This is a genomic window from Alteraurantiacibacter aestuarii, from assembly GCF_039523595.1.
In the GTDB taxonomy this organism is placed as follows: Bacteria; Pseudomonadota; Alphaproteobacteria; order Sphingomonadales; family Sphingomonadaceae; genus Alteraurantiacibacter; species Alteraurantiacibacter aestuarii.
This window is the reverse complement of record NZ_BAAAFP010000001.1, coordinates 513,055-536,079: the sequence shown is the minus strand read 5'-3', so window position 1 is coordinate 536,079 and position 23,025 is coordinate 513,055. Positions and strand designations below refer to the sequence as shown.

The following is a 23,025-nucleotide window of genomic DNA, read 5'->3' as shown; positions in this document are numbered from 1 at the left end:
CCGGGCACATCAATATTGCAGGTCGCTGGCCACGGGTTGTGGCTGCAGGGCCTGCTGCATGAACTGCTGGTAGGGCGGGGTGAATTCCAGCGCGGCGCGCGCCTGCGCTGCAAATGCCTGACGGCTGGCCTCAACGCTGCGCTGGTCCGCGCTGCGCGATTGCGGCGTGGTGCCTTCGGCAAAGCCGAGCGCGCGCAGCAGGGCCATATATTCCTGCACCAGCAGCGCCGGCTCATCCCGGAAGGGCAGGCGTCCGCGCCGGGCAAACTGGTCCAGCGCGGCCTCCAGCGAAGGCGGCAATTCGCATGCGCCGAACACCTGCCGCGCGCGCGGGGAGGCATAATGCACCGCCAGCGTATCGCGCACCTGCTGCGCCATCAGCAAGGCACGGCGATTATATTCGGCGCGTTCGAGCGGTTCGATCGTGCGCCCCGGCAGCATTTCCAGCAGCAGGGCAAGCTGGCGATGCGCCAGATCGAGGTTGAGGAAGCCGAGCGGCTCAAAACTCGCGGCCGCATCCCCCAGCGCGATTACATTGCCACACCACGGAAGCTGAGCACAGCCCGGCTCCATCTGCACCAGCCCGGCAGGCCCTGCCCCCAGTGCCCGAAGCGCGGCGTCTTCTGATACGCCATCGGCCAGCGCCAGTGTCACCTGCAAGCCGTCGCGCCCGGCAAATTCGCACAGCCAGCCTTCGGGCAGCAGCGAGAAACGGTCCTCCAGCGCCAGCATCGGCTCGCCCGGAATGGCATGGAGCACGCGGCGCACGGGCAGCATGGCGCTCCAGTCCTGCCGCTTCGCTTCAGGCAGGGCGGAAAGCAAATGTGCCTGCGTGCCGCTGCAATCGATGAACAGATCGGCCTCGATCAGGCCCTGTCCGGCAATGGCGATGGCAGCAAGCCCGCCCGCGCCATCTGGCTGCAGCGCTTCCATCGTTCCGGCCACATGCTGCGCGCCCAGCTGTTGCGCCATGGCGATCAGCATCTCGCGATAGGCGGGCATGTTCCAGCGCAATGCATAATCGACCTGGTCGATCGGCGTGGACACATCGCCCGGCGGCACGGCAAAGCGCCCCGCATCGGCCAGCACTTCGGCCAGCGAGCCGGGGGGAGATGCCCCGCCGCCAGCGCTGCGCCCGCCGCCCCATTCCTGCGCAAAACGGGTGCGCAATTGCGGATCGAGCGTAGCGCCATAGGCCATCGCGCCGTTCTGTTTCTCGCCGACCTGGTCCTCATCACCCCAGCCGAAATAGCGCGTGACCAGCCGGTGGCTTCCTCCGGCGCGCTGGACCAGCTGCGTCTCGTCAATCTTCAGGCGATCATGCAGGCGGTTGGTGAATGGCAGCGCGGTGCTGGCGCGGTCGGCAAAGCCCGCCGGATCTGGCGGCAGGCCGATCACCACCACCTGCGCATCGGGTAAGGCGCGGCGCAGAGCAATGGCCGTGAGAATGCCCAGCTGCCCGCCACCCGCTATGGCGATCCGGCGCAGTCTTTCGCGCGCCTCGCTCATGCTGCGTCTGCCAGACGGGCGGCTTCGGACATCAGGTAATCGCGGTGGCCGGGCATGGCCGAAACCTGCGTGCCGATTTCCTGTCGCAGGCGCTCCAGCGCGTTCCTCACGCGCATCGGATCGGCCAGTGTTACCCGCGAATCGTGGCGCCGGGGCAGCATGCCCTGCCCCACATAGACCGCGATCCAGCTGGCATCGTAGAACAGGCCATCGGCATATTTCTCGATCCGGCCCGCGCGCTGCCACAGCTCCAGCTTGTCGGCCAGACTATCGGGCACTGTCATGGTGCGCACATGGTTCCAGAATTCGGAATCATCCCGCGTGGTGGCGTTGTAGTGCAGGATCAGGAAGTCGCGCACCCGGTCATATTCCATGTCCACCAGCCGATTGAATTCATCGCGGTCGCGCGGATCGATTGCGCCGCCATCGGGGAACAGTTCGATCAGGTAGGTGATCGCCATCTGCGCCAGGTAGATGGAGGTGGATTCGAGCGGTTCGAGGAACCCGCTGGCAAGGCCCACGCCCACCACATTGTGGCTCCACGATCGGCGGCGGCGACCGGGCCGGAAGCGCAATATGCGCGGATCGGCCAGCGGCTTGCCCTCCGCCGAATGGCGGATCGCCTCGCACGCCTCATCCTCAGAGATATGCGCGCTGGAAAAGACATAGCCATTGCCCATCCGGTGCTGCAGCGGGATCTGCCAGCGCCAGCCGGCGGGCATGGCGGTGGCGGTGGTATAGGGCCGGATATCGTCGCTGGCGTGGGTGCAGGGCATGGCGGCGGCGCGGTCACATGGCAGCCAGTGCGTCCAGTCCTCCCACTCCTCCTCCAGCGCGCCGCCCAGCAGAAGAGAGCGAAAGCCCGAGCAGTCGATGAACAGATCGCCCTCTATCCGCCGCCCGTCCTTCAGCACCAGCGCGGTGACATTGCCGCTGGCGCCGTCACGCTCCACATCCACCACCAGCCCTTCATGCCGCGTGACCCCGATCCCGATGCCGAAGTCGCGCATGAACGGGCCGAATAATGTGGCATCGAACTGATAGGCATAGCCATAGGTGGAGGCGAGCGAGCTATCGCCCGCAGGCGGGGTGAAGCGGTTGGCCCTGGCAGCAGCCACGGCCAGCGAATACTCGCCGATTTCTCCGGCCAGCCCCTGGCGCTGCAGTTCCAGCCAGTAATGGTGGAAGCCGACCCCGGCCACTTCTTCGCCGAAGGAGCCGAAGGGGTGGATATAGCTTTCGCCAATGCGGCCGAAATCGCGAAAATCGATACCCAGCTTGTAGGTCGCGTGGGTCGCCTTCATGAAGGCCGCCTCGTCTATGCCAAGGCTTTCCACGAAGCCGCGAATATGCGGCAAGGTGGCCTCTCCCACGCCGACGATGCCGATATCCTCGCTCTCGATCAGGTCGACGGTGGCAAGGCCCGGCAGCATGCGGGCCAGACCGGCCGCTGTCATCCAGCCCGCGGTACCGCCGCCAAGGACGACAACTCGCACAGGTGGCCGAACGCGTGGCCGAAAGAGTGGGCCGGCAGAGGAGGGAGCAGCTTCATTCATGCGCGGGACCTGACAAGCGGAGCCGGGGCGCGACAGGCTGCCCCGGCTTCCATTCTGCTTTGCGGATGATGCAGATGCCGGTCAGCCCTCCATCTCCTCCAGTTCCTTGCCCTTGGTCTCATTGATGAAGCTCTTGACCAGGAAGAAGCTGATCACGGCGCTGATGGTATAGGTGGCATAGGTTGTGGCAAGGCCCAGATTGTCGGCCATCCACGGGAAGCTCTGCACCACGACATAGTTGGCCACCCATTGCGCCAGCCCCGCCACGGCCAGCGCCGATCCGCGGATCTGGTTGGGGAACATTTCGCCCAGCATCACCCACATCACCGGGCCCCAGCTCATGTTGAAGAAGATGACGTAAAGATTGGCCGCCACCAGGGCGGTCCAGCCTGCGGTTTCACCCAGAGCCAGATTGCCGGCGGCATCGGTGCCCGCGCCGCTGAAGGCCCATGTCATCGCGCCCAAAGTCACCGCCATGCCGAAGGAACCGATCATCAGCAGCGGCTTGCGGCCGATCTTGTCGATCACCGCCAGCGCAAAGAACACCGCCGCAATCGAGGCGAGGCCGGAATAGATGTTGCGTTCCAGCGCGACCTCTTCCGATACGCCCGCCAGGCGCCACAGCGTCTCACCGTAATAGAAGATGATGTTGATACCCACGAACTGCTGGAAAGTGGCCAGCAGCAGACCCGCCCAGACGATGGGACGCAGGCCGGAGCCCTTCTGCGTGACATCGGACAGGCGCGGCCGATGATCGGCATCGAAGCTGCCCTGGATCTCAACAAGCTTGCGATCAGCCTCCACCGTGCCGAACAGGCGGGTAAGGACGCTGCGGGCCTCTTCATCGCGGCCCCTGCTGACAAGGTAGCGCGGGCTTTCAGGAATGAAGAACAGCGCCACCAGGAAGATCACGGCGGGAAAAGCCTGCGCCAGATACATCCAGCGCCATGCAGGCAGTCCGGCAACCTGACCAAGCGAGCTGCCGGCCGATTGGGCGAGGAAGTAATTGACCACGAAGGCGGCGGTCAGGCCGGTGATGATCATCACCTGCTGCACCGTCGTCAGCCGCCCGCGGATATTGGCCGGAGCGACCTCGGAAATATACAGCGGTGAGAGCACGCTGGCTGCGCCAACCGCCATGCCGCCGCAGAAGCGGGCAAGCACGAACAGCGTATGGACATCGGTAATGCCCTGGATCAGCGCCCCGAATACGAACAGCAGCGCAGCCATGATCATGACCGCGCGGCGCCCGATCACATCGGCCAGTCGTCCGGCGAAAAAGGCACCCACCGCGCAACCGATCAGCAGTGAGCCCACCGTAAATCCAAGCGACGTAGAACTGAGGCTGAACTCCTCGACCAGCCCGCTTTGCGTGCCGTTGACCGCACCGCTATCGTAACCGAACAAAAGTCCGCCGATTGTCGCCACCGCCACAATCGCCGAAATCAGCGCCATATTGACGCCTTGCGCTTTGCTTTCCATGTTTTCCTCTCCCCGCCCCGGCGCTAACCGCCGGCGACCCTTATGGTAGCGCTACCTTGGACTGAGAAGCGCCCGGACGCAAGCCGCTTTCGCCGCTTTGATCTGATCCATCGAAACAAGGAAAGGGGGGCTATCCGAAGTCTGCTCGCGAGTCCTCGATGGCACGCCCCTTAAAACGCCGGTCTGAACAGGGTCCGGTGTTCAAGCTGGAAGATAATGGCCTTACGACCAGCCTCCACCCAGGGCGCGAAACACGTCGATCTGGGCCCGCGAGATGGCCGCGTCCTGCTCTGCAAGCACTGCCCGCGTTTCGGCCAGCGTGCGCTCGGCATCGAGCAGTTCGAGCGAATTGACGATCCCCTCGCGCTGGCGTGCGCGGGTGATGGCGGCAGCGCGTTCGGCTGCCTCGCGCGCAGCGAGCAGGTTCTGCCGCCGTTCCAGCGTACGGGCATAGGTGGAGAGTGCGGTCTCAGTCTCCTGCAATGCCTGCAACACAGTGCCGTCGAAAGCGGCGAGCGATTCCTCGGCTCCCGCCTCCGCCGCATTGATCCGCGCGCGCGCAGGCTCGCTATTGGGGAAATTCCAGTCGATCAGCGAGCCGAGCAGGAAGTGCAGCGGCCCGCCAGTGAGCAGGTCGCTCAGGCTCGGCCCGGTGGCCCCCACCGATCCGCCCAGCGTAACGCGCGGATAAAGGTCCGCGGTGGCGACACCGATGCGCGCCGTATCCGCCGCCAGCCGGCGTTCGGCGGCACGGATATCCGGGCGCCGCGCAAGCAGTGCGGCACCATCGCCCACCGGCAGCGCATCGGTGACTTCGAGCGCCACGCTGCGCTCGGCGGCGATGGATGGCAATTCGGCAGGCACGCGCCCGGTCAGCGTGGCAAGCGCGAACAGGGCGGTCTGCCGCTCGGCCTCGATTGCGGGGATGGTCGCCGCGCGCTGTTCACGCAAGGTCTCGATCCGCGCCACAGCCAGCCCGCTTTCGAGACCGGCCTCGTGGCGACGACGCGTCAGGCGCAGCGATTCGTCGAGCAGGGCAACGATGTCCTGCGCCACCGCCAGCCGCGCCGCCGCGCTGGCGGCATCGGCATAGGCGCGCGTGGTATCGGCAACCACGATCACGCGCACGGCGTCGGCATCGGCCTGCGCACTGTCGAGATCGGCGCGTGCCGCTTCCACGCCGCGTCCAACCCTGCCGAACAGGTCCAGCTCATAGGAAACGGACAGGCCCGCATCGAAGGCCCAGCCGTCGCGATCGGTGCCGGGTGGCACGTCGCTTTCGGATACGCGTCCGTAACTAGCGCCCGCGCCGATGCCGGTCTGCGGCAGGCGGCCCGAGCGCGCACCGCGCAGCCCCGCTCGTGCCCGCGCGATCCGCGCAGTCGCCTGGCGGATATCGGTATTGGCGGCCAGCGCATCTTCGACGAGCCCGTCCAGCGCCGGATCGTCATAGAGACGCCACCAGTCGGCGGGGAGCACGGTGGGCGCGGTCACACCCTCCTGTGCGGAAAGGAAGGGGCCGGTCGTCGCCTGGGGTGGGGGGATGGGAGCGACGTAATCCGGCCCCGCCGCGCACCCCATCAGGGCGAGCGCGGAAAGCGAGGCAAGAATGTGCGAGCGGATATGCATGGGACGGGTCTCCTATTCCGCGGGGGTCATCTGCGCATCGTCATGGCGATCGCGATCTTCGGTGCCGGAACCGGATGCGCGCAGCCCGGCGATGCGGTCGCCCAGCGCGCGGCAAACGACGTAGAAAGTGGGCGTGAAGATCAGCCCGAAGCCGGTCACGCCGAGCATGCCGAAACATACTGCCGTACCCAGCGCCTGCCGCAGTTCCGCACCCGCACCGGTTGCAATCACCAAGGGCACCGAGCCGAGGATGAAGGCGAAGCTGGTCATCAGGATCGGGCGCAGGCGGGTGCGCGCGGCCTGCACGGCGGCCTCGACGGGAGAGAGGCCGTCCTGCTCCTCACCCTGACGGGCGAACTCGACGATCAGGATCGCATTCTTCGCCGCCAGCGCGATCAGCACCACCAGCCCGATCTGCGTCAGCACATTATTGTCCAGGCCGCGCAAGTTCACGCCCGCCATGGCTGCGAGCAGGCACATGGGCACGATCAGAATGATCGAAAGCGGCATGATCAGGCTTTCATATTGCGCCGCCAGCACAAGGAAGACGAGCAGCACTGCCAGCCCGACGATAAGCACAGCGGTATTGCCTGCCGTGTCCTGCTGATAGGCGATGCCGGTCCATTCGGTGTCGAAATTGCGCGGCAGGACCTCTTGCGCCACCGCCTCCATCGTCTCCAGCGACTGGCCCGAGGAATACCCCGGCGCGGTATCGCCATCGACCGCCACGGCGGGGACGAGATTATAGCGCGTCACGCGATAGGGGCCGGTCGTGTCGCTCAGCGTCGCCACCGAACCCAGCGGGACCATCGCCCCGTTTTCCGAGCGTGTGTAGAGCGCGGCGATATCGGCGGCATCGTCGCGATATTGCGCATCGGCCTGCGCGGTGACGCGATAGGTGCGGCCCAGCAGGTTGAAATCATTGATGAAGGCGCTGCCGAGATAGACCTGCAGTGTCTCGAATATGCTCGAAGGGGCAACGCCCAGCATCTGCGCCTTGTCGCGGTCAATATTCGCACGCACACGCGGCGTGCCGGTGTCAAAGAAAGTATAGACTCCGGCCAGGCCCTCGCGCTGGTTGGCCTCGGCTATCACCGCATAGGCCTGCTGCTGCAGCGCGCGATAGCCCTCGCCATTGCGGTCCTCGATCATCATGCGGAAACCGCCCGCCGAACCGATACCGCGAATGACCGGCGGCTTTACGATCATCAGCCGTGCCTCGTTGATGTCGGCGGTGGCAGCCTGCGCCTGCTGCATCAGCGCATCGATGGTCTGACCGGAAGCCGCGCGGTCCTCAAAATCGTCCAGCACCCAATAGGCGGCGGCCGAACTGGCGCTCTGCGTTTCCGAAGTGCCGTCGAAGCCGGACAGCATGACCGTGCCCGAAATGCCGTCAATCGGCAGCATGCGCTCGGCAACCTTCTTCATCACCTCGTCGGTGCGCGCGGTGGAAGAGCCGGGGGGCAGCTGGATGACGGTAAGGAAATAGCCCTGGTCCTGCTGCGGGATAAAACCGGCCGGGGTGGCTATAATCGCAAAGCCGGTCAGCCCGATCAGGGCGGCATAGATCACCATCATCCGGCGCGGCATGCGCACCAGCCGGGCGGTCCAGTTGCCATAGGCATTGCTGAAGCGCTCGAAACCGCGATTGAAAGCATCGCCTGCGCGCTCGATCACGCGGCGCCAGCGCGGTGCGCTGGCAGGCAATTGCTCATGCTTGCGCAGCAGCAGTGCCGACAATGCGGGCGACAGGGTGAGCGAGACAATCAGCGAGATCACCGTGGCAGACGAGATGGTCACCGCGAATTGCTGGTAGAACGCGCCCGACAGCCCGCCGATGAACAGCGTGGGGACAAACACCGCGCACAGCACCAGCACGATGGCGATCAGCGCCGCGCCCACCTCGTCCATGGAGAAGCGCGCGGCATCGAGCGGGGACATGCCGCGTTCGAGATTGCGTTCGACATTCTCGACCACGACAATTGCGTCATCCACCACGATGCCGATTGCCAGCACCAGCCCGAACAGCGAGAGGTTGTTGAGCGAATAGCCGAGCGTGGCGAGCACGGCGAAGCTGCCCACCAGCGAGATCGGGATCGCCAGTACCGGAATGATCGACGCGCGCCATTTCTGCAGGAAGGCGACGATCACGATCACCACCAGCGCGATGGCTTCGATCAGCGTGCGAATTACTTCATCGATGCTCTGCGAAATAAAGTCAGTAGGATTGTAGACGATGCGGTATTCGAGGCCGGCGGGGAAATCGGCGGCCAGTTCCTCCATCACCGCCTGCACTTCCTCAGCAGAGGCCAGCGCGTTGGAGCCGGGTTCCTGCTGCACGGGAATGATCACCGAATCCATTTCGTCGAGATAGGCCGAGGTCGAATAGTCCTGCGCCCCGATCTCCACCCGCGCGACATCGCCCACGCGCACCTGCCGCCCTTCGGCATCTGTACGGATCACGACATTTTCGAACTGCTGCGGATCGGTGAAGCGGCCCTGCGTTTCCACGTTGACCTGGAAGGCTGCGTCGGGGCTCGGCTGCTGGCCCAGCGTGCCGGCGGCAACCTGCACGTTCTGCGCCCGCAGAGCGCGGACAATATCGCCCGCTGTCAGGCCAAGCCCGGCGGCGCGGCCAGGATCGATCCACACACGCATGGCCAGCTCCCGGCTGCCGAACAGCTGCACCGCGCCCACCCCCTCAATCCGCGCGAGCCGGTCCTTGATCCGGGTCTGGGCGTAGTTGGAGATATATTCGCGGGTCAGCGAGTCGTCGGGCGAAATCAGGTTCACCACCAGCAGGAAGTCCGGCGTGGTCTTGGCGGTGACGATGCCAAGGCGCTGCACCTCTTCGGGCAGGCGGGGTTCGGCAATGGCGACCCGGTTCTGGACCAGCACCTGTGCCTGGTCGAGATCGGTGCCAGGCTCGAAAGTGACGGTGATCGTCACCCGCCCATCACCGGTTGACTGGCTGGAGAGGTAGAGCATGCCGTCCACCCCGTTGATCTCCTGCTCAATCGGATTGGCGACCGTGTCAGCCACCGTCTCGGCGGACGCGCCGGGATAGACGGCGTTCACGGTCACCGTGGGGGGAACGACCTCGGGATACTGGCTGACCGGCAGAAAGAAGTAGGAGATCGCACCCACCAGCGTGATGATGATCGCGATGACCCCGGCAAAGATCGGCCGGTCGATGAAGAAGCGGGAAAGGCGCATGGGGTGCTCCGGTCGGAAAGGGGGCTCAATCGGCGATGGTGGCGCTTGCGGCAGGCGCCGATGACCGCTCCGGCTCACCGGGGGCGGCAGCGGTCTCGTCGGCAGCTGCGATCTGACCCGTTTCGGTCCGCACCTTCTGGCCTGGAATGGCCGTCTGGACGCCCTGAATCACCACGCGATCGCCCGGTTCCAGACCGCTGCGGATCACGCGCAGGCCGTGGACCACAGGGCCAAGTTCGACTTCGCGCGCGGACACCACGCCCTCGTCATCCACCAGCAGCAGCAGCTTGCGCGTCTGATCGGTGGTCACCGCCGTATCGGGTACCAGCAGCGCTGCGGTCGTGCCGCCAGTCGCCATGCGCATATTGCCGAACAGGCCGGGGGCGAGGAAACCTTCAGGGTTGGCAATCACCGCCCGCGCACGGATTGTGCCTGAGCGCGGATCGAGCGCATTGTCAGTGAAGTCGAGCGTGCCCTGCCAGCGATAGTCGCTTTCGTCGGCGAGGCGGATCTCGACCGGGGCCGAACCGCCCAGCCCCTCGCGGCGGGCCTTGAGGAACAGGCCTTCCGAGCCTTCGAACGTGAAGTACATCGGGTCGATGGCGTTGATCGTCGTCAGCAGCGTTGCGGCCTCGCCGCTGCCCGCTGCCACCAGGTTGCCCGGATCGATCCGGCGGTCCGAGATACGGCCCGAGATCGGCGCGCGCACGGCGGTGAATTCGACATCGAGCCGGCGCGAACTGACCGATGCCTGCGCCGCGGCCAGCGCCGCCTCGTTGGCGCGCACCTCCGCCTCCATCCGGTCGATCTCGGTTGCGGCGACGGCGTCTTCTTCCACCAGCCGCTGCGCGCGGGCAAGGTTGCTGCGCGAAAGCGCAAGTGCGCTCGATGCGCTCGCGGCGCGCGCCTGCGCCTCGGCCAGGCTGGCACGGTAGGGGCGTGGATCGATGGTGAACAGCAGCGCGCCGGCGCGCACGAACTGTCCGTCAGTGAAGTGGACAGCAGTCACCTGCCCGGAAACGCGCGGGCGCACTTCGACGCTGCGGCTCGCTTCGAACCGGCCAATGAACTCGTCCCATTCTGTCACCTCGCCCTGCAATGGCGTCGCGACCGTTACAACCGGAACAGGCGGAGCCGCCGCCGGGGCATCGTCACCGGTCAGCAGGAACCACGACAGCGCCACAGCCACGACTATGGCGGCAAGCGCCAGCCAGCGCCGGCGACCCGGGCGCCGCTCCAGCGCGGGCGGGGGTTCGGCCTGGGCGAGCAGCTCGTTCTCCGCGAAAGTCTCCGCCTCATTCTGCTGGGCGCGATAGCGGTCTTCATGCGTGTCGAAAGGCGTATCGAACATGGTCGTATCCCCACCCCGATCGAGGGCGAATGGGTCCGTTCCCGCAAGCACGTCGGCCCGGGGAGAGACAGGTTGCAGGCATGGCCGGAGCGGCACGGAATCGCACCAGCGACGCCGCACATTCCTGGTGGGCGGCATGAGCCGACCACCGGGCCTAAGTTCTGTACCGGTTAGTATGTAATCTGGCGTTCAGGTCAAGCGGGAATTCTATACTGCTCGATATTTTTTTCGCACTGCAGCATTTTGTCGCTGTCTAGCGCGAGGGCCAGATAGCCAGAGTGGCCTCCGCAACCTGTTGCAATTGCTGACGGTTTGCGCCCGCGCCAGCCTGAACCGCCATGCCCTGAAGCACGGCAAGCAGGTAGCGCGTCATCGCCTCGGCATCGACCGGCACAGTGAAATCGCCATCAGCAATCGCCCGCCTCATGCGCGCCACCAGCGCCGCTCGCGACGACTCGGTGCGCCGCGCCACATCGTCGCGGATCGATTCCTCGGCGCTCTGGCAGGCGACGGACGCAATCACGCCCATGCAGCCGCGGCACTCCTCTCCGGTCACCGTGTCGATGGCACCATACAGGAGGTTGTTGGCCACACCGCGCGCAGTCTCTGCAGCCAGAGCCTGCCCGACATAGGCGAGCTTCTCCTCACCATAGAGGTCGAGCGCCTGCCGGAAGAGCGCTTCCTTATTGCCGAACGCGGCATAGAGGCTGGGCCGCGTAATGCCCATGGCCTCTGTCAAATCCGTCAACGAGGCGCCTTCGTACCCTTTGGTCCAGAATACGCGCAGGGCCGCAGCAAGCGCCTGGTCCAAATCGAACTCGCGCGGGCGTCCTCTCGTGGCGGTCTTTTCCATATCGAGCGGTATACATTTACAAAGGCCGATTGATCAAGTTTTTCAGCAATCGTCCGCCCTCGCCCTCATGAGCTGCAGAACCGGCCATTGCGCTTTGCGCCCCAATGTCGGACATGGACGCTCCGCGACCGATTGCCTGAATGCGGACATCAATTCGACACTGGTCGAAGGGCTAGACACTTGCGGACAGCCTGTTCAGGGGCGATATCGATTGCATGCAGTTCAATTCGGAAAATCGCGATTCCGGTCTGGATGTTTCCAGGGTCGAACTGATTGACGCGCAACTTCGCGTGGGCGCGTTTTCGCCGCACCGCCACGATACCTATACGATCGCGGTGACCACAGCTGGGGTGCAGTCGTTCAACTATCTGGGGAAGCGCTGGCAGTCGCAGCCCGGACAAGTGATGGTCCTGCATCCGGACGAGCTGCACGATGGATACTGCTGCGACCAGGCCGGCTTTTCCTATCGGGCGGCCTATCTTCCGCCTGCTCATGTCCAGACTGTGGTCGGGGGTGCCGCGCTTCCATTTCTGGCTGAAGGGGTTTCAACCGACGCCGATCTGGTCGGTTCGGCGCTTCGACTGATCGCGATGTGTTCTGCCGGGAACGAGCTTTTCGGCTATCAGGACGCACTCCACCAGTTTGTGTCTGCGATGCAGCGGTGCGAAGGCGGTCCGCCGGCCAGGCGGAGTGTCAATCGCGAAGCCGTGATGCGGGTGCGAGAATTCCTCGACAGCGTTCCTGCACCCGGGACGAACCTCGATCAGCTCGAAGAACTCGCCGGTTATGACCGCTGGCAGCTTTCGCGCGACTTCCGTGCGATGCTGGGGACCAGCCCCTATCGCTATCTGCAATGCCGCAGGCTTGAGCGAGCTGGACAGCTGCTGCGCAGCGGGCTTGGCATGGCCGCAGCTGCCCACGAGGCCGGATTCGCGGACCAGAGCCACTTTGGCCGGGTCTTCAGGCGCACTTTTGGAACCACGCCATTGGCCTGGCACCGGTCCGGACCGACACGCACAATCATTCTATAAGCCTGACCAGCCCGCGGGCTAAACAGCCGGAATGAAACATACCATCTTTTCGCCCGAACCGCATGGCGGCTGGCTGCCCTGGGCCTGGCTTTCGCCAGTGGTCTGCATTCTGCTTGTCGCATTCTCCAGCCTCCCGCTCGATTATGGCCTGGAATGGATTGGCGTGATGGACGCCACCCGACAGCCAAGCTCCGCGTTCGGGTTTTGCCTGAACCTGCTGCTGCCATTCGCGGGGATGGGCGCTGCCGTCTGGGCCTGGTCGCGGTATGTCGAGCGCCGCAGCCTCGCGACCATGGGCCTGACCGGCGAGCGACGGCTGCACAAGTATATGGCCGGATTGGCGATAGGAGTGGGCATGATCGCCCTGACGGTCGGCTCGATCTGGCTCGCCGGGGGCTTTGTCGGCGGAGATGTTCTTCCTGCCTTTTCCTCTACCGCATCGCTGTTCTGGATAGCGATCCTGCTGCCCTGCTTCGCTTTTCAATCTGGGGTAGAGGAATTCATCTTCCGTGGCTGGCTGCTCTCCACGGCGACACGTCGCTGGAACCTGGCGGCGGGGTTTATCGCTAGTTCGTGCGCATTCGCGTTTCTGCACTTTTCACCGCACCAGCCGCTTCGCGAAATCATCATGACCTTCACCTTCGGTCTATTTGCTTGCGCCTGGGCCTGGCGCGCGGGCAGCATCTGGGGTGTGATGGGCTGGCATGCGGGCTGGAACTGGATCACAGGCGTCGGCTTTGCCGTGCCGATCACCGGGTTCGATTTGAAGCTGCCGGCCTTGCTTGTGCAACTGACGCCCACTGGTCCGGACGTCCTGACCGGAGGCCCTGCTGGACCCGAAGGCAGTGTACTGACCATCGGCCTGCTCGCTGCGGGCACGCTGCTCCTGCTGGCATGGCCCGGAGGCGCCCGGGGCACTGCACAGCGAGCACCGGAACGAGGCAGCGAAACGACAACGCGGGAATCCACATGAAGCCCCCGGCAAACGGCGGCTTTGTCGGCGGGTACGGACTAAGGCAGCTAACCGACCAAGCGGCAGCTGAGCCCGTCGTCACGCTTGGAAGCGGACGGTCTGTTTTCGGCCCAGTTTTCGTCGAAGTTTTGGAAGCAATGTATCAGCACAATTGGACAGTTTGCAGGCTAGAATCTGGCACTATCCCGGTTCCACAAGCCTCCAGATAAGGCGTACCGGGAACCCAAAGGCGCAAATTGCTCAAAACTCCGAATGATGCACATCCAGGATAGAAATATCACCTAATTGCGGTATTTTGCCGAGAGGTGATTTGTCTCCGATTTGCCGATCCAAGTCGTGACTTGCGCCCAAATCGGTCGATGCACACCCGAAATTTGCGGTTCAAACAATTGATACTATTAGGAAAATAAAAGCGGCACCGCTGCGTCCGGTGTGCACGAAGTTGTCTATGCCCACAGAGCCAGCCACTTCTCTTTCCCGGCAATGCGAAACTTGAAACGCCAAAGCCGCGATCCATTTGGAAAGACTTCGACATAGAGGCCCTTCGCATCGGCCTTCCTGTAAGGCTTGGCTTGCCGCTTGAAACCACGGATTTCTGTGTCTTTGAGCGCCATTTGGGGGATTTCCCAGATGCAGTCGCGAACAATGAGCGACATTACGGGACAATAAATGGCAGATTTACCGGGGTTTGTCGATACTTTGGGGGGCATCGAGAAACAGGAAAATGGTGCCAGAAGAGGACTCGAACCGCTCTCAGAATGTCGCAAAACTGCGAGAATCTTGACCTTGGTTACTTAAGTGAGGCCCCCGTTGGTGCCCCCAGAATGCATTTTTACCAGAGGATTTGGGTCCCATCCTCGAAAAAGTCTAATGATTTCAAAGCCCGTCTTTTACAGCAAATTGATGGGAAAGACCAGCCATTTTGCCCCAACCGAGTGACTGAATTCAGGAGCTATCCGCGCGCCTTCGCCCACTCCTCCCAATAGGGCACTAGCTCATCAGGCAGGCAGTTCACAAATTCGTGGCCCAATGAATATTGGGGCATCGCCTCGGCAACCGCGTCGAGCAGCGCCGCTCCCTGCACCGTGTCCTTACGCCGCTTGAGCGGGTTCCGCTTTGCCTGTGCACCCAACCAGAGTTTGTGGAGCGCGAACCAGCGGGGGTCAGGTGCGACGATACGTGCCGGGCTGCCATCACGGCACGGGACGACCTGGTCTACCCGCCGACCGGGCAAGAGCCATTCCTGTTCGGGTAGAGGAACGGGTCGTGGCCGATCCTTTCCGGCCAGCGTTTCGACACGCGATGGTGCTACCAGCAATTCGACTTCATAGGCCTTCGCGTTGCGCGCCTGAAATTCCCGCTCGGTATTAATCGTGAATGTCGGATCGACCGCTTTGAGCATGTCCCAAAGCTGCGTTCCGTCTTCCGGTTCGTCAGCCGTCCAGGCGAGATCGAAGTCCTCTGTTTCGTCCGGCACGTCGCGGAAAGTGCCCGCAGCTTCTAGCGCGTAGGCGGCCATCGCATTTGTCCCGACCACAAGCAGATGGCTGCCGAGAAGCGAGCGCCTGTCTGCCTCTCGAAGGATAGGGCCTGCGTCCGCCGAAAGGAGCGGCAAGCGTAACGCGCGCGCAATCCGGCTGCTCTCGCCAAGGGCATCCCGCGCTCCGTCACGACGCTCCTTCAAAGCAGCCTTTGCAGCCTTGTATTCCTCCAACTGGGTTTGCTTTTCGTCGCCCCAAGCGCCGAGACTCTTCCCGTTCCCGCTTCGATCGAAGATCTCGTAGAGATACTCGTATTCGCCGACCTTCTTGCGCCTCAGGTCGTAAGGCATGGAATAGAGTTCGCGCTCGGCCTCGATCCACGCGTCATAGCGCTGGCGCATGTTGATGAGCGCGCGTTCCTGCTCTGCGGAGAAGGGTTGGATCACAGCCATCGCTGCGATTTATCCCACAATTTTCCAAATTTCAATAAACGCGGGATAAATGGGCTCGAACCGGCGCAACGTGTAAAGATTTTCGCGTTTTCTTTGCATGTGCGTATCGACGTGCAAAGCGAAAGCGCGTTTGCTTGTCATATCGACTCAAGCTGCAATTCACGCGAAAATCGGTCTTCCGCTGCACCAGAACCGTAGATTCGGAACTGCATGGGCCTGAAGCGGGCACTGGAGAGAAAAATTCTTCCCGTCCCGGACTGTGCATAGCGATCCAACATCGTCCAACCGCCAATGCGGAACGGCATGTGTTCTATTTTTGTTCTTTCCTACATCATTGCGATTCGCATAGCTTGGCGAGCGTCACCTAAGCCAAGGGTGGCGCTGAGTTGAACATCTGATTGCACGATCCGTAGCGGCAAACTGAAAGCAACCCATCGTCGCAGGGGACAAGCGGCAACGGTGACAGAACCTTGAAGCAAAGGAATCTGTCATGTCGAATATCGAATTACTCACCTGCCATGAGGTCATGCGCCTGACTGGCATTCGCAGCCGGACTACGATCTGGCGACGCATCCGCCGGGGTGCCTTTCCTCATCCGATAGACATTGGCGGCGGACGTATCCGCTGGCGTTCCACTGACATCGAGGAGTGGATCGAAGCCCTCCCCCTGCGCAGCTATTGACCCCCTCCAAGGCGGGCAATGGCCCGCAGAAAGCATCTCCCCCATGTCTATCCTTTCCATGATCAACGCGGTCCTGCAGAAGCATGGCTGGCTGATCACTCGCCTTCCGAGCAACGAAGAAGTGCGCGCGGCCCAGCTCGTCGAATTGCTCGTTGAAGACAATGCCGATGGGCGCGCCCGTCGACACACATTGCAGCCCTGGCTCTGGTACGAACGCCCGGTCCGTGAGCGGTTTGAGGGACAAGATTGTTGCCTCACTGTCGAGGGCCCGATCTACAGGAGCCGGGACGGAACCGGATATCCGCTCGGCAGCCAGGTTCGCACCGAATTCGGGTGGCTGGACCTCACGCCAGAAGAGACCAACCGGCTCGCAGATGAAGTCCGGTCAGCGATCGACCTCGCGCTACTTCGCTGGTTTACGCGCCCCGACATGGCGGAACGCCAGTTGCCTGCGCGCCAATCCCGCGAGCGCTATTTCGACGATTATGTCGCCCGCAATCTGATCCTGTCTGCGACGCCTCCAACGGTATGCATGGAGCAAGACACCCATGCCAATTGACCGGAGAAAGACTGGGGAAAGAAGGGGCCACGATACTGCGTATCGGACCCGTAATTTTCATACACACCCCACGCACGTGTGCATCGAGGATTTCTGCGGGTTTGGCGGGATGCGGATAGCATCTCGCCCGCGCAGCAGGCCCCGAACCCGCGCAATTCCGCCATTCCTCGCGATGGCGGATAGCATCGCCGCTGGAGCGGACCGATGAGTGCGCGGGCACAGACAGTGCGCCTCAGTCCGTCGCAATACCGGGTGCTGGCTGACTTCGCCAAGCGCAGAGGGCTGAGCGACTACGCCATGCTGGCGCGGGTCGTGGAAGCAGGCTTTCTCGCCATGCTTCACGGCACCGACAAGGAGACCGATCTCGCAGAACTGGCGCACGAGATCGGGGCGATATCGGCGCGCCTCGCCGAGGCTGAACGGGTGCTCGATCGTACCTTGTTCACCGCCTGTGCGGCCTACGCTTACGCCCGCCATGCCGCGCTGGGCACGAAGAAAACCGACGAGACAATTGCAGGCGAAGCGCGCGACGCGTTCGAGCGCCAGCGCTCGCTTGCTCTGGAGATCGAGCCATGAATTCGAACATCGATTTTGTCACCCGCGCCCATGCCCTTTGGCGCGTGCGTATGGCGCATTGGCAGCAACGCTTCGGCTTCTTTGCCAAGCTCCTTCTTTTCAGCTGCGTCGCAGGAGCGATCATCACCCCGCTGCTCCGGCTTGGTCCGGAAGAGATAGCTGCTGTGGGTCACTTCATTGGAGCAAAGGCACTCTCATTGCTGGGCGAGTTCGCTGGCAAGGATTTCGACATGAGGATCACGGTCAACGGCGAGAGGCTGATCGTCCCCGCTTCCGTTATTGCCAACGATCCCGCAACTGCCGCGAACTTCTTCTGGACTGTGAGACAGGTAATTGGAGGCACGCTCGCGGGGCTGGCCATCGGCATTTTCCTATCGGTTGTGGTCAAAAGATCGATGTCTGAGCAAGGCAAGGATACGCTTGCCGACCGGGTCATCGGCGGCACTCGCGTAGCGGACGAAGAGGATGTTGCGGCACAGACCACTTTACTTTGCGGCAGGGACGCCCTGCGCATCGGTCCGGTCCCAATTCCGCGCCGGATCGAGACCCGTCACTTTGCCTTTCTCGGCACCACCGGCAGCGGCAAGACCACTGTCCTTCGCCAGATGCTCGATGGAATCGAAAGGCGCGGCGAAGCGGCGCTGGTCTATGACACATCGGGCGAGTTCATAGCTCACTATTACAACCCCGCGCGCGGTGACATCATCCTCAATCCCTTCGATGCGCGCTGCGCCTTCTGGACGCCGTTCGACGAGATATCGCATCCCGCCGATGCCGACCGGATTGCACGCCAGCTGGTTTCGGAAACCAGCAGCCAGGATGATGATGTCTGGCTCGAAACAAGCCGTATTCTTGTCGCCAACATGATCCGCTCGCTCTGGGCGGAAAAGAACTGCAGCCTCGAAGCCCTGCTCGAAGCCTTGCAGGTCAAGGACAAGGAGCAGTTGAAGGAGTGGCTGGGACATACGTCGTCGGCCCGCACCTTTGCCAACGATGCTGACCGTGCCACCGGCAGTGTGCTGTTCATGCTCGCCAAGGCGGCAAACCTGATCCAATTCCTGAAGGTCGAAGATGAGGGAGAGGACCGCTTTGCCTTCCGCGACTTCATCGCGAAGCTGGACGAGTGCGAGGGTGCAAAGCCGTGGATCTTTGTCCCCCGCAAGGAAGACTACTTCGAAGCGTCCAAGCCACTCATGGCATGCTGGCTCGAATGCGCGGCGAGTGCGGTGCTGGGTCTGTCGCCCTCGCCAGACCGCCGCATCTGGTTCGTGCTCGACGAGCTGGCTGACCTGCCCCGTGTCGAGAACCTTGCGCGTCTTTTGCCAGAGGGCCGCAAGTTCGGCGCAGCGATTGTGCTGACCTTCCAGGCGCTCGGGCAGATGCGCAATCGCTACGGCGCGAACATCGCCGAGGCCATGCTGGCGTGCTGCAACACCAAGCTGTTCCTGCAAACCGTCGATCAGGAAACCCGCAAATGGGCGAGTGAAACCATCGGCCAGTGCGAGGTGGAATTGCGCGTTGCCACCGACACACTGTCAATTGGCAGCGAAGTGCCGCGCACCACCATCGCGACCCAGCGCCAGTTCCGCCCCGCAGTGCTTGAAAGCGAATTGCGGCTCAGTCCGCATCAGGGCTACCTGCTGCTTCCCGATGGCCTGCCAGTCGCGCGTATCGGTCTTACCGCTGATCACATCAACCGCCGTGGCGAGCCTCGTCAGCCCGGTTACGTGCCAGGCGATCCGGCGGATACGCTGTGGAGCCGGGTGAGCGAGATCGCGAAGGGTGCCGAGCCCGATGCTAAACCGGGACCGGTTTGATGGTCGCATCGGTCTCGGCGCTGTCGAGTGCCAGTCAGGCGGCGAGCTACTACGAAGCCGACGACTATTATGCCGAAGGTGGCATGGCTCCGTCCGACTGGTTTGGCGAGGCAGCAGAGAAGCTGGGCCTGTCGGGCGAAGTGGATCGCGAAAAGTTCGCCGAACTGCTCGAAGGCCGCATTGCCGGACAGCAGCTCGGCACCACCCGTGATGGGAAGGTAGAGCATCGCCCTGGCTGGGACATCACCCTGTCCGCGCCCAAATCGGTCTCGATCATGGCCGAGGTTGCCGGAGACAAGCGGCTGATCAAGGCGCACGGCGTGGCGGTTAAGGTGGCGCTCGCCCATGTCGAGAAGCACATGGCGGCAACACGTGTAAGGCAAGGCGGCGAGGTCCGACGCGATACGACCGGCAATCTTGCCATCGCTACCTTTCGCCATGCCACGAGCAGGGCACAGGACCCGCAGCTCCACACCCACGGCGTTATCCTCAACGCCACGCAGGACAAGCATGGCAACTGGCGCAGTCTGGAGCCGCGCGCCTTATATCAGCTGCAAAAGGAGCTCGGCGCGATCTACCGGCAAGAGCTGGCGCACGGTGTCGCCGCACTGGGCTATCGGATCGAGGTGAGCAAGGACTCGCTCTTCGAAATCGCAGGCGTTCCCGAGAAGGCCATCGATGCACTGAGCCAGCGCACCGCGGCCATCGATGCCCGGCTCGCCGAGCGCGGCACGAGCCGTGCGGAGGCGAGCGCCGCCGAAAAGCAGATCGCCGCGCTCGATACGCGCGAGGCCAAGACCAGTGCAGATCATCGCAACCTTCGGACCGACTGGCGTGCGACTGCCGCTGCGAACGGGTTCGATAAGGCAGCGCGAGACAGGCTGATCGGTGAAGCAAGAGAGCAGGCTAAGGGCAGTGAAGCTACGGCCAGTCCGGAATTGCTGGCACAGCAGGCGGTGACATGGGCAGCTGCGAAATTATCCGAGCGCGAGGCGGTGTTCTCGGCCAGCACGCTAGCGCGCGAGGCCGGGGACTTTGCCTTTGGTCATGTCGGGCACGGTTCAATCAGCGCAGCAATTGCCGAGGCCGGAAAGCGCGGCGAGCTTGTCCCGCGCACTTTCCTTGACCGGCGCGGGGCGGAGTTTGCCGGGTTCACAACACCCCAGGCCATCGACACCGAGCGCACCATGTTGCGGCTTGCGCAAGCCGGGCGCGGCATGGCGCAATCGCTCGCCAGTCCGGTAGCAGCAGCACGGACCATCGAGCGCGTGGCGCGGCAATCAGCCCGGTCCGGCTATGCCTGGACCGATGACCAGAAGCGGGCGACCGCAGACCTGCTCACCTCGAGCGACCGCGTTACTGCGGTTCAGGGCTATGCCGGGACCGCCAAAACCACCACCGTGCTCGCCACCTTCGCGCGAGAGGCGCGGCGGCACGGACTTGCCGTGACGGCGCTTGCGCCAACCGCCTCGGCGGCGACCGTGCTGGGCGAAGCGCTCGGCCTGCGTGGCGATACGGTGGCGCGGCACCTGCTCGCGCCCGAGGCGAAGACAGCGAGAAAGGATACCGTCTGGATCGTCGATGAAGCCTCGATGCTTTCTGCCCACGACTTGGCGAAACTCATGACCCGTGCCGACAAGGCCGGAGCCCGGCTCGTTCTGGTCGGCGACGTGAAGCAGCTGGGTTCGGTTGGCGCGGGCGCAGCCTTCGCACAATTGCAGCAGGCAGGCATGGCGACCGCGAAACTTGCCGAGGTCGTCCGGCAGACCAATGCCGGAACCCGCGAAGCCGTAATGGCCTCTATCGAGGGCCATGCAGGCAAGGCCCTGGCCGCGCTTGAACGCGGCGGCGGCAAGGTGATCGAAGGCGCAACGCCGGATGCTCGCCTTGGGGAGATGGCCCGGCATTATCTGGCCTTGTCATCCTCAGAGCGCGCACGAACGCTGGTAATCGAGCCATCCCGCGAAGGCCGGGACAGGCTAACCGACATGATCCGCAGGAAGCTGACCGTGCGCGGCGAGCTTTCGGCAAATGCCGTGAGGTTCGACGCGCTCGAAGCGAAGGGCCTGACCCGCGCAGAGGCGCGCGAGGCAGCAAGCTATGCCATCGGCGATGTCGTCCGGTTCAGTCACGACTACGCCGCCAAAGGCGTGCGCCGGGGCGAGAGCTACGCGATTTCCGCTGTCGATCCCGAGCGCGGGCGCATTGCCCTCGAAGGCCTCGACGGACGGTCGCTGGACTGGCATCCCCGGCAGTGGGGCGCGAGCAAAGCCGAGGTGTTCGAGCCGAAACCAAGGGAGCTGCGCACCGGCGACCGCGTACAGTTCACCCGCAACGACCGCGAGGCCGGGCGGGTCAATGGCCTTGGCGGGACCGTCACTCGCATCGATTCCGAACGTGGCCTGGCAGCCGTGACGCTCGCCAACGGACGAGAGCAGAACCTCGATCTTTCTGATCCTCGCGACACCCATTTGCGTCACGCCTATGCCCAGACCGCCCACGCCGCGCAGGGCCAGACCGCCGAGCGTGTCCTGATCCACGCCGACAGCCGTTCCGCCAACCTGGTCGATCAGAAGATGCTCTATGTCGCGCTTTCGCGCGCCAAGGCAGAGGCGGTGGTTGTAACCGATGATAAGGACCGGCTTGTCCGTGCGATTTATGAGCGCGCGGGTGAGAAGCAGACGGCCATAACCGCGAGCACTCCGGAGGCCGTCAAGTCAAAGGCGATGGGTGCAGGTATGGGGTGATCGAATATCCCCGGCGATGGCAGGCCATGGCGTCCTTCGTCCTGCCGTTGGAATGAACCGCTCCTCTTCGACAGGCCGTGCCGGGCGGGATCAACAGCCTGCCCGCTCCATTCGGGCTCACGCCCTCCCGTGTTGCCTGTTCCGCGTAACCGCTGACCCGCCCGACCAATCCGGCCCGTCCCTTCATCCGCGTTCCCAACGATTGGACGAAGGATTTTCACCATGGCTAGCACCACAACCGCCAGCATCTACGACACGATCAACAACCAGATCATCGCTGCCCTTGAACGCGGCACGGCCACATTCTCGCTCCCTTGGCATCGCAGCACCGCACCGCTTTCGCGCCCCATGAATGCGACGACTGGGAAAGCCTATCGCGGCGTCAACGTACTTGCCCTTTGGGCCAGTGCCGAAGCGCAGGACTTCGGACATGGCCTCTGGGCGACTTATCGCCAGTGGCAGTCACTTGGCGCTCAGGTCCGCAAGGGCGAGAAGGCTTCGCCCATCGTGTTTTACAAGGTCTTCGACAAGCGTGATGACGATCAAGCCAAGGAATCGGACAGCTCGACCCGCATCTTCGCGCAGGCCTCGCACGTGTTCAACGCCAGTCAGGTCGAAGGCTTCGCCATGCCCGAAGTGCCGGACGGCGAAGACTTCGACCCTATCCCGCAGACGGACAGCTTCGTTGCGGGCACAGGTGCCAGCGTGCGCATCCATGGCGACAGCGCCCACTACACCCCTTCTACCGACACGATCACCATGCCAGACCGCGAGCGGTTCTTCGCAACGGCCAGCGGCAGCGCGGCGCAGAACTGGTACGCAACCTTGATGCACGAGCTCATCCATTGGTCTGGCGCTGATCACCGCCTTGCGCGAACGTTTGGGAAACGGTTCGGTGACGATGCCTATGCCATGGAAGAACTGGTGGCCGAGCTTGGTTCAGCCTTCCTTTGTGGCGACCTTGGCCTTTCCACCAGCCCGCGCCCCGATCACGCTAGCTACCTCGCGAGCTGGCTCAAGGTGCTTAAGGCCGACAATCGGGCGATCTTCACCGCTGCGAGTGCGGCGGCGAAGGCTGCGGATTGGCTTACTAAGCCAGGGGCCTAACGCA

General features: G+C 63.4%; 17 protein-coding genes. 8 read left to right on the top strand and 9 right to left on the bottom strand.

Annotated features, from left to right (window positions below; genetic code table 11):
• Positions 1-9: 9 nt before the first annotated feature.
• From ABDZ98_RS02690 to ABDZ98_RS02660, 7 genes are all read right to left on the bottom strand, one after another.
• Positions 10-1,509 carry a tryptophan 7-halogenase gene (locus ABDZ98_RS02690; protein ID WP_160590349.1) on the bottom strand — a complete coding sequence of 500 codons (1,500 nt, stop codon included), beginning with the start codon at positions 1,507-1,509 and terminating at the stop codon, positions 10-12.
• Entirely contained in the window at positions 1,506-3,065 is a 1,560-nt protein-coding gene (locus tag ABDZ98_RS02685) for a tryptophan halogenase family protein (RefSeq protein WP_160590351.1), read from the bottom strand. Before ABDZ98_RS02685 ends, ABDZ98_RS02690 begins: the two co-directional genes overlap by 4 nt.
• Before the next feature lie 81 nt (positions 3,066-3,146).
• Positions 3,147-4,547: a sugar porter family MFS transporter gene (locus tag ABDZ98_RS02680; protein WP_160590353.1), complete on the bottom strand. Its 1,401-nt coding sequence runs from the start codon at positions 4,545-4,547 to the stop codon at positions 3,147-3,149.
• Between the two features lie 222 nt (positions 4,548-4,769).
• A complete protein-coding gene (locus ABDZ98_RS02675) occupies positions 4,770-6,176 on the bottom strand; it encodes an efflux transporter outer membrane subunit (RefSeq protein ID WP_160590355.1) in 1,407 nt (468 codons plus the stop codon).
• Between the two features lie 12 nt (positions 6,177-6,188).
• Positions 6,189-9,392: an efflux RND transporter permease subunit gene (locus ABDZ98_RS02670; RefSeq protein WP_160590357.1), complete on the bottom strand. Its 3,204-nt coding sequence runs from the start codon at positions 9,390-9,392 to the stop codon at positions 6,189-6,191.
• 25 nt (positions 9,393-9,417) lie between these two features.
• Positions 9,418-10,743 carry an efflux RND transporter periplasmic adaptor subunit gene (locus tag ABDZ98_RS02665; protein ID WP_160590359.1) on the bottom strand — a complete coding sequence of 442 codons (1,326 nt, stop codon included), beginning with the start codon at positions 10,741-10,743 and terminating at the stop codon, positions 9,418-9,420.
• A gap of 253 nt (positions 10,744-10,996) precedes the next feature.
• Positions 10,997-11,596 (bottom strand): TetR/AcrR family transcriptional regulator, encoded by a 600-nt coding sequence (locus ABDZ98_RS02660; RefSeq protein ID WP_160590361.1) that lies wholly within the window; start codon positions 11,594-11,596, stop codon positions 10,997-10,999.
• Between the two features lie 215 nt (positions 11,597-11,811).
• On the opposite strand from ABDZ98_RS02660, the gene ABDZ98_RS02655 reads away from it, so the two are divergent.
• Both ABDZ98_RS02655 and ABDZ98_RS02650 read left to right on the top strand, forming a co-directional pair.
• Positions 11,812-12,627: an AraC family transcriptional regulator gene (locus ABDZ98_RS02655; RefSeq protein WP_160590363.1), complete on the top strand. Its 816-nt coding sequence runs from the start codon at positions 11,812-11,814 to the stop codon at positions 12,625-12,627.
• 31 nt (positions 12,628-12,658) lie between these two features.
• The gene (locus tag ABDZ98_RS02650) at positions 12,659-13,600 is read left to right on the top strand and encodes a CPBP family intramembrane glutamic endopeptidase (RefSeq protein WP_160590365.1); all 942 of its coding nucleotides are present in this window, start codon (positions 12,659-12,661) and stop codon (positions 13,598-13,600) included.
• A 446-nt stretch (positions 13,601-14,046) separates the two neighbouring features.
• On the opposite strand, the gene ABDZ98_RS02645 is transcribed toward ABDZ98_RS02650, so the two are convergent.
• Positions 14,047-14,214, bottom strand: coding sequence for an Arm DNA-binding domain-containing protein (locus ABDZ98_RS02645; RefSeq protein ID WP_237437418.1), 168 nt, complete (start codon positions 14,212-14,214; stop codon positions 14,047-14,049).
• A gap of 338 nt (positions 14,215-14,552) precedes the next feature.
• Complete coding sequence (locus tag ABDZ98_RS02640; RefSeq protein WP_160590367.1) at positions 14,553-15,533, bottom strand: GSU2403 family nucleotidyltransferase fold protein; 981 nt, start codon at positions 15,531-15,533, stop codon at positions 14,553-14,555.
• Positions 15,534-16,023: 490 nt separating this feature from the next.
• On the opposite strand from ABDZ98_RS02640, the gene ABDZ98_RS02635 reads away from it, so the two are divergent.
• The 6 genes from ABDZ98_RS02635 to ABDZ98_RS02610 all read left to right on the top strand — a co-directional run bounded on the left by ABDZ98_RS02635 (position 16,024) and on the right by ABDZ98_RS02610 (position 23,021).
• Complete coding sequence (locus ABDZ98_RS02635) at positions 16,024-16,215, top strand: helix-turn-helix transcriptional regulator (protein WP_079640299.1); 192 nt, start codon at positions 16,024-16,026, stop codon at positions 16,213-16,215.
• Positions 16,216-16,258: 43 nt separating this feature from the next.
• A complete protein-coding gene (locus ABDZ98_RS02630; protein WP_160590369.1) occupies positions 16,259-16,774 on the top strand; it encodes a hypothetical protein in 516 nt (171 codons plus the stop codon).
• 204 nt (positions 16,775-16,978) lie between these two features.
• Entirely contained in the window at positions 16,979-17,350 is a 372-nt protein-coding gene (locus ABDZ98_RS02625) for a hypothetical protein (protein WP_160590371.1), read from the top strand.
• Positions 17,347-19,167, top strand: a complete 1,821-nt coding sequence (locus ABDZ98_RS02620) for a type IV secretion system DNA-binding domain-containing protein (protein WP_160590373.1) — start codon at positions 17,347-17,349, stop codon at positions 19,165-19,167. The genes ABDZ98_RS02625 and ABDZ98_RS02620 overlap by 4 nt, the downstream gene beginning before the upstream one ends.
• Positions 19,167-21,914, top strand: coding sequence for a MobF family relaxase (mobF, locus tag ABDZ98_RS02615; protein WP_160590374.1), 2,748 nt, complete (start codon positions 19,167-19,169; stop codon positions 21,912-21,914). Before ABDZ98_RS02620 ends, mobF begins: the two co-directional genes overlap by 1 nt.
• A gap of 222 nt (positions 21,915-22,136) precedes the next feature.
• Positions 22,137-23,021, top strand: coding sequence for an ArdC family protein (locus ABDZ98_RS02610; protein WP_160590376.1), 885 nt, complete (start codon positions 22,137-22,139; stop codon positions 23,019-23,021).
• Positions 23,022-23,025 lie beyond the last annotated feature (4 nt).

Bases quoted from the DNA above. Each gene is read 5' to 3' on its own strand.
- ABDZ98_RS02690 (WP_160590349.1), bottom strand. From the start codon at position 1,509: ATGAGCGAGGCGCGCGAAAGACTGCGCCGGATCGCCATAGCGGGTGGC.
- ABDZ98_RS02685 (WP_160590351.1), bottom strand. From the start codon at position 3,065: ATGAATGAAGCTGCTCCCTCCTCTGCCGGCCCACTCTTTCGGCCACGC.
- ABDZ98_RS02680 (WP_160590353.1), bottom strand. From the start codon at position 4,547: ATGGAAAGCAAAGCGCAAGGCGTCAATATGGCGCTGATTTCGGCGATT.
- ABDZ98_RS02675 (WP_160590355.1), bottom strand. From the start codon at position 6,176: ATGCATATCCGCTCGCACATTCTTGCCTCGCTTTCCGCGCTCGCCCTG.
- ABDZ98_RS02670 (WP_160590357.1), bottom strand. From the start codon at position 9,392: ATGCGCCTTTCCCGCTTCTTCATCGACCGGCCGATCTTTGCCGGGGTC.
- ABDZ98_RS02665 (WP_160590359.1), bottom strand. From the start codon at position 10,743: ATGTTCGATACGCCTTTCGACACGCATGAAGACCGCTATCGCGCCCAG.
- ABDZ98_RS02660 (WP_160590361.1), bottom strand. From the start codon at position 11,596: ATGGAAAAGACCGCCACGAGAGGACGCCCGCGCGAGTTCGATTTGGAC.
- ABDZ98_RS02655 (WP_160590363.1), top strand. From the start codon at position 11,812: ATGCAGTTCAATTCGGAAAATCGCGATTCCGGTCTGGATGTTTCCAGG.
- ABDZ98_RS02650 (WP_160590365.1), top strand. From the start codon at position 12,659: ATGAAACATACCATCTTTTCGCCCGAACCGCATGGCGGCTGGCTGCCC.
- ABDZ98_RS02645 (WP_237437418.1), bottom strand. From the start codon at position 14,214: ATGGCGCTCAAAGACACAGAAATCCGTGGTTTCAAGCGGCAAGCCAAG.
- ABDZ98_RS02640 (WP_160590367.1), bottom strand. From the start codon at position 15,533: ATGGCTGTGATCCAACCCTTCTCCGCAGAGCAGGAACGCGCGCTCATC.
- ABDZ98_RS02635 (WP_079640299.1), top strand. From the start codon at position 16,024: ATGTCGAATATCGAATTACTCACCTGCCATGAGGTCATGCGCCTGACT.
- ABDZ98_RS02630 (WP_160590369.1), top strand. From the start codon at position 16,259: ATGTCTATCCTTTCCATGATCAACGCGGTCCTGCAGAAGCATGGCTGG.
- ABDZ98_RS02625 (WP_160590371.1), top strand. From the start codon at position 16,979: ATGAGTGCGCGGGCACAGACAGTGCGCCTCAGTCCGTCGCAATACCGG.
- ABDZ98_RS02620 (WP_160590373.1), top strand. From the start codon at position 17,347: ATGAATTCGAACATCGATTTTGTCACCCGCGCCCATGCCCTTTGGCGC.
- mobF (WP_160590374.1), top strand. From the start codon at position 19,167: ATGGTCGCATCGGTCTCGGCGCTGTCGAGTGCCAGTCAGGCGGCGAGC.
- ABDZ98_RS02610 (WP_160590376.1), top strand. From the start codon at position 22,137: ATGGCTAGCACCACAACCGCCAGCATCTACGACACGATCAACAACCAG.